The sequence below is a fragment of the Moritella sp. PE36 genome, from assembly GCF_000170855.1.
Taxonomy (GTDB): domain Bacteria; phylum Pseudomonadota; class Gammaproteobacteria; order Enterobacterales; family Moritellaceae; genus Moritella.
The window spans coordinates 21,874-28,988 of sequence record NZ_ABCQ01000056.1 but is presented as its reverse complement, the minus strand read 5'-3'; the positions used below and the strand labels follow the sequence as shown (position 1 = coordinate 28,988).

General features: G+C 45.8%; 1 protein-coding gene. It reads left to right on the top strand.

Features of this window, described 5'->3' with window-relative positions; genetic code table 11:
• Window positions 1–7,115: Ig-like domain-containing protein (locus tag PE36_RS20155; RefSeq protein ID WP_006033938.1), on the top strand; the 7,115-nt coding region annotated here is incomplete at its 5' end.

The window sequence follows — 7,115 nt, the reverse complement described above, 5'->3', positions numbered from 1 at the left end:
GCGCCACGCCAGTAACCGTTGTATTAACGGCGGACGATATTGCAAACGGTATCGCAATCGAAGTACTACCTGAAGCGAAAGTGACCGCGACACTGAGCGATGACGCGGGCAATACATCTGCGCCAGTCAGTGCGACAGCCTTCGCCGCGGATGTGGATATTGCGACGCCAAGCGTTACGATCGCAGATATCGATGCCAATGATGACGGCGTTTATAACGCAGCAGAATTAGGTGCCGATGGCACGGTGACGGCGACGATCGCAGTCACCGGCTCTAAAGCGGGCGATACATTAACGTATAACGTTGATGGCGCCACGCCAGTAACCGTTGTATTAACGGCGGACGATATTGCAAACGGTATCGCAATCGAAGTACTACCTGAAGCGAAAGTGACCGCGACACTGAGCGATGACGCGGGCAATACATCTGCGCCAGTCAGTGCGACAGCCTTCGCCGCGGATGTGGATATTGCGACGCCAAGCGTTACGATCGCAGATATCGATGCCAATGATGACGGCGTTTATAACGCAGCAGAATTAGGTACCGATGGCACGGTGACGGCGACGATCGCAGTCACCGGCTCTAAAGCGGGCGATACATTAACGTATAACGTTGATGGCGCCACGCCAGTAACCGTTGTATTAACGGCGGACGATATTGCAAACGGTATCGCAATCGAAGTACTACCTGAAGCGAAAGTGACCGCGACACTGAGCGATGACGCGGGCAATACATCTGCGCCAGTCAGTGCGACAGCCTTCGCCGCGGATGTGGATATTGCGACGCCAAGCGTTACGATCGCAGATATCGATGCCAATGATGACGGCGTTTATAACGCAGCAGAATTAGGTACCGATGGCACGGTGACGGCGACGATCGCAGTCACCGGCTCTAAAGCGGGCGATACATTAACGTATAACGTTGATGGCGCCACGCCAGTAACCGTTGTATTAACGGCGGACGATATTGCAAACGGTATCGCAATCGAAGTACTACCTGAAGCGAAAGTGACCGCGACACTGAGCGATGACGCGGGCAATACATCTGCGCCAGTCAGTGCGACAGCCTTCGCCGCGGATGTGGATATTGCGACGCCAAGCGTTACGATCGCAGATATCGATGCCAATGATGACGGCGTTTATAACGCAGCAGAATTAGGTACCGATGGCACGGTGACGGCGACGATCGCAGTCACCGGCTCTAAAGCGGGCGATACATTAACGTATAACGTTGATGGCGCCACGCCAGTAACCGTTGTATTAACGGCGGACGATATTGCAAACGGTATCGCAATCGAAGTACTACCTGAAGCGAAAGTGACCGCGACACTGAGCGATGACGCGGGCAATACATCTGCGCCAGTCAGTGCGACAGCCTTCGCCGCGGATGTGGATATTGCGACGCCAAGCGTTACGATCGCAGATATCGATGCCAATGATGACGGCGTTTATAACGCAGCAGAATTAGGTACCGATGGCACGGTGACGGCGACGATCGCAGTCACCGGCTCTAAAGCGGGCGATACATTAACGTATAACGTTGATGGCGCCACGCCAGTAACCGTTGTATTAACGGCGGACGATATTGCAAACGGTATCGCAATCGAAGTACTACCTGAAGCGAAAGTGACCGCGACACTGAGCGATGACGCGGGCAATACATCTGCGCCAGTCAGTGCGACAGCCTTCGCCGCGGATGTGGATATTGCGACGCCAAGCGTTACGATCGCAGATATCGATGCCAATGATGACGGCGTTTATAACGCAGCAGAATTAGGTGCCGATGGCACGGTGACGGCGACGATCGCAGTCACCGGCTCTAAAGCGGGCGATACATTAACGTATAACGTTGATGGCGCCACGCCAGTAACCGTTGTATTAACGGCGGACGATATTGCAAACGGTATCGCAATCGAAGTACTACCTGAAGCGAAAGTGACCGCGACACTGAGCGATGACGCGGGCAATACATCTGCGCCAGTCAGTGCGACAGCCTTCGCCGCGGATGTGGATATTGCGACGCCAAGCGTTACGATCGCAGATATCGATGCCAATGATGACGGCGTTTATAACGCAGCAGAATTAGGTACCGATGGCACGGTGACGGCGACGATCGCAGTCACCGGCTCTAAAGCGGGCGATACATTAACGTATAACGTTGATGGCGCCACGCCAGTGACCGTTGTATTAACGGCGGACGATATTGCAAACGGTATCGCAATCGAAGTACTACCTGAAGCGAAAGTGACCGCGACACTGAGCGATGACGCGGGCAATACATCTGCGCCAGTCAGTGCGACAGCCTTCGCCGCGGATGTGGATATTGCGACGCCAAGCGTTACGATCGCAGATATCGATGCCAATGATGACGGCGTTTATAACGCAGCAGAATTAGGTACCGATGGCACGGTGACGGCGACGATCGCAGTCACCGGCTCTAAAGCGGGCGATACATTAACGTATAACGTTGATGGCGCCACGCCAGTAACCGTTGTATTAACGGCGGACGATATTGCAAACGGTATCGCAATCGAAGTACTACCTGAAGCGAAAGTGACCGCGACACTGAGCGATGACGCGGGCAATACATCTGCGCCAGTCAGTGCGACAGCACTGTCTGCTGACACAAGCCCCCCAGTCGCAACTGATGATAGCGAAATGGATCAAGACGCCATGATCCGTCTTGATGAAGAACCTGAATACGGTGTAATAGAAATTGAGGTCGGGGGCGTATGGGTAACGATGGAAGTCGGTGTTGAATATAATGCCGACTCTAACGTCCAATATGTACCTAACGTAGATGCTGTACAGGCTGCGACAATCGATATTGAAGTAGGTACATTTGATACAGATGCCGATGGTGGTGTTGCTCAAACTGGAGACTGGGGCAATATCTCTCCAAATGGAAAAAGCGCTGTATACACTCAAAACGATACAACTATTACCACGACAGTTTCTACTGGTAAGTTAACCGCTTATAATGGTACTGGTCATGTTGGTACTGGTATTGGTAATGAGAGCAGCACTGGATTATCTCAAGGTGAGATTCTGACTGTTGCTGTTAATGGTGAAAACATCAATGAAGTGACCTTCACACTTGCTGGTCTCGGTAGTTATTTTGACCAAAACAGTAGTAATGCGACAGAAGTTCTCATTACAGCATTTAACAGTGATGGTGTTGCTATCGGTACAGAAGGAGGGTATCGAACAAGTGGCTTAGAAGAGGATACTTATTCCTTTACAACTAATGAATCTGTTTCTTATTTCGAACTTACTACTTCAGGTAGCAATGGTTCTTACGTTGTACAAAATATGACGTTGTCGAGAACGCTTGCAGATGAATTTACATTGACAACTATTCAAGCTGACGGAACTGAAACATCGGTAGACGCTAATCTCGATGTGAATTATAGCGATACCGACATTAATATTAATGATAAATTTCCTGCTGTTGATCCTAATATTACCCAAGGTGCAATTACAACCGATGAGAGCACCGCTATTGAAATTGCTATTTTAGATAATGATTATGATGCAGATGGGGATCTCGATATTAGCTCTATCACGATTGTTAATCAGCCATCAAACGGCTCTGTTAGTATTAATAATGATGGTACTGTGATTTATACACCCGCTGACGGTTATAGTGGTAGTGATTCCTTTACTTATACCGTTGAGGATGCTGCCGGTAATGTATCTAACGCTGCGACTGTTACAATAGAGGTTAAACCTATTGCTGATACGCCAATCCTAACCATTGAACTTGATGATGGTTCATCTGTTGTTAATAATGGTATAGAAGGTACGCCAATTGCGTTATCAGCTATTTATTCTGCACTTGTTGATAATGATGGTTCTGAAAGTCTGGCTTTAGCTGTCTCTGGTGTACCACTTGGCGCGATATTAAGTGACGGTTCAAATTCCATCACTAGTGATGGTTCAGTGATCGATATCAGTGACTGGGATTTAACCAAGTTAACATTTAACGGGCAGGCTTCGGGTGATAGCACAACGCACACATTAAGCTTCACAGCTACCTCTACTGAAGCAGACGCTACAGGAACGAATAAAACCGCATCAACCACTGTCGATCTTGATGTGACTGTTACTGATACAGCCCCTGTTGCTGTTGATGACACTGATAGCGTTGGTTATGGCGGTACGATTTATGGCAATGTGATCACTGGCGAAGGCGGACAAACTGACGGTGCCGATAAACTGGGTACTGACAGCGTTAAGCTAACCAGTGTCAATGGCGAAAATTTCACTAATGGTGAGTTAACACTTGATACTGATAGCGGTACAGTAACCTTCAAAGACGATGGTAGTTATGAATATACTTCAGAGGTCGCAACGACAGTCGTCGCCAGTGGTAATCTTGAATCGACGACTTGGGCTGACGCGGGTATTAATGTTTATGGCTATTATGGCAACGATGCCAATCGGGCTGATATATTTATTTATGATTGGCCTAATGCAGGGTTAAATATTAATAACCTAGATAATGCTACTAACAATGCTAGTTCAAATTCGAATGCTAATGGCGGGGGAATCGGCGTATCGGCTTCTGGTAGTGTGTCGTATATCAATGGCCATGATAGCTTATTATTAGCGCTTGATTCAGGTACTAAAGAGTTGAGTTTGAGTTTTGGTCTATTGGGTAATACTGAAGGTGTATTCGTTTATGGTTATGACAAAGACGGTAATCTAGTCGACAGTTATAAAACCGTGATGGGTAATTCCAGTAATAGCGTGACTAGCGAATTAACTTTTAGCAGTGAAGTAAGTTATCTTGCGATTAAACCAGCGGGTGATTCATGGTTTGTATTAACAGGGACAACACTACATGGTGAAAGCAGCGCTGTTGATGATGAAACTTTTGATTATGTTTTGGAAGACAGTGATGGTGATACTAGTGATGGCAGTCTCACTATCGGCCATTCCGGAGACTCGGTAGCTGTAACTGATACTGGTGTTACTTATGAATCTGGGTTGGATTTAGGTTCAAACAGCGGTAATTCAGCGACTGTTGTAAGCGGTAATCTTTTAGATAATGATAGTGGCATTGGCTCGACAACCAGTATTACGGCTGTTGGTAATACAATAGTTACACCTGGTGATAACAGTATTACGATTGATATGGACCAAGGTACATTAACGGTTTATGTCGAAGATGATGGAAGCCATAGAGCCGGTGATTATACCTATACACTTGAAACAGCAGCTACTACTAATGCTGAAAGTATTGTTGATAGTATCGATTATCAGTTAACAGATAGTAATAGTGGTAACCAAACTACTGCTCAATTAGCAATTACGATTGTTGATGATGCGCCTGTTGCAACAAATATAGAGCAAACTTTAGAAGCCGCCGCTGGCGGTTATACCACTAACTTAATTATCGTCTTAGATAAATCGGGCTCTATGGATTATTCTGCGAATGATGGTACTGGGCGTTCACGAATGGATATTGCTAAAGAAGCGTTGTCGAGCTTGTTTAATGAATATGACAACGTTGGTAATGTGAATATTCAGTTTGTTGCCTTTGATTATTACGCAACTAAATCAAGCTGGTATGAAGATGATATTAACGCTGCCCAAGATTACCTCAATGATGTAGATGCAGATGGTGGCACCTCATATGATGTAGCTCTGAATAAGGTCATGGACGATTATCAAGCGCCTGTTGCTGACAAATCAGTGGTTTACTTTATCTCCGATGGTGAGCCATCATATCAAGAAGCTGGTATTAACTCTAACGAACAAGCTACTTGGGAAAACTTCCTTGTCGATAATAATATTGATAAATCATTTGCAATTGGTATCGGTAATGGTGTTTCTCTGGGTAACTTAGAGCCTATTGGTTATCCAAATACCAATGCGAACGGTGAGGCTGAACCTAATACCTTCCAGGTGAGTACTCCAGCGGATTTAGAAGCCAGCTTACTCGGTACAATTGATGGCGGTAGTATTACCGGTAATATGTCACTGCTTTCTTCAAATGGAAATGCAGGGGTGGCTCTGGGCGCCGATGGTGGTTACATTTCCGCGGTTGTTATTGATGGCACAACTTACACTTATCAACCAAACACTGGAATGCCTGAATCGATCTCGGTAGACACAAGTAAAGGCGGTCGATTTACACTTAATTTTGTTACTTTAGCCTACGAATATAAAATTGAATTAGACACTTCAATAACCGGTGAACAAGATATCTTTAATATTACTATCACAGATAATGATGGTGATAGTAGCGCATTTGACGTGATAGTGAATTTAGAGTACGAAGCTAACCTCGATGCCAATCGAGATTTGGTCCTAACTAATATAGATGGGCAAGCAACGTTAGAAATACCAAGTCTAGCCTTAATGCATAATGATCATGCTGGTACATCGGGTAATATCAGTGCTATCAATAGTATGGATAATGCCCTAGTATCAGGTTCTAGTTTAGATTTTAAAAACGTGCAAGTTACTGTTAATCAAGGTCATAGTATCGATGATGTGAGTTTTGATTATCAGTTGGAAAATGGTGGTGTTAGCGATAGCGCGACCGTTGATTTCGAATATGTTGCAGGTTCGACTATTACCGGTAGTGATAAGTCTGAAATTTTATTAGGCAGTGACGACGTAGATGTTTTAGAGGGGCAAGGCGGTAATGATGTCCTCGTTGCTGGTGCGAATAATGATAGCTTACTCGGTGGAAGTGGTAACGATATGCTTATCGGCGGCACTGGTAACGATATTCTCTCTGGTGGTAGCGGTATAGATACTTTTGTCTGGTTAGACGGCGATGAAGGCACTGCTATTATACCTGCTGTCGATCACATCACCGATTTTAATATCAATGAAGATAAATTGGATCTCAGTGACTTGCTACAAGGCGCAACAACGGGTAACTTGGACGATTACTTAGAAATGAGCTTTGGCAGCGATAGTAATGGCACTGTGACAACGACCATTAGTATTAATGCTGAAGGAGAAAGCGACAGTATTAGCCAGGTTATTATATTAGATAATGTCGATTTACGTGTTGCTTATAGTGGTGTTGATCTTACCAGTCCGGAAGGTATAAACAGTATACTCAATGATCTTGATGACCCTCTGGTCTTCTAG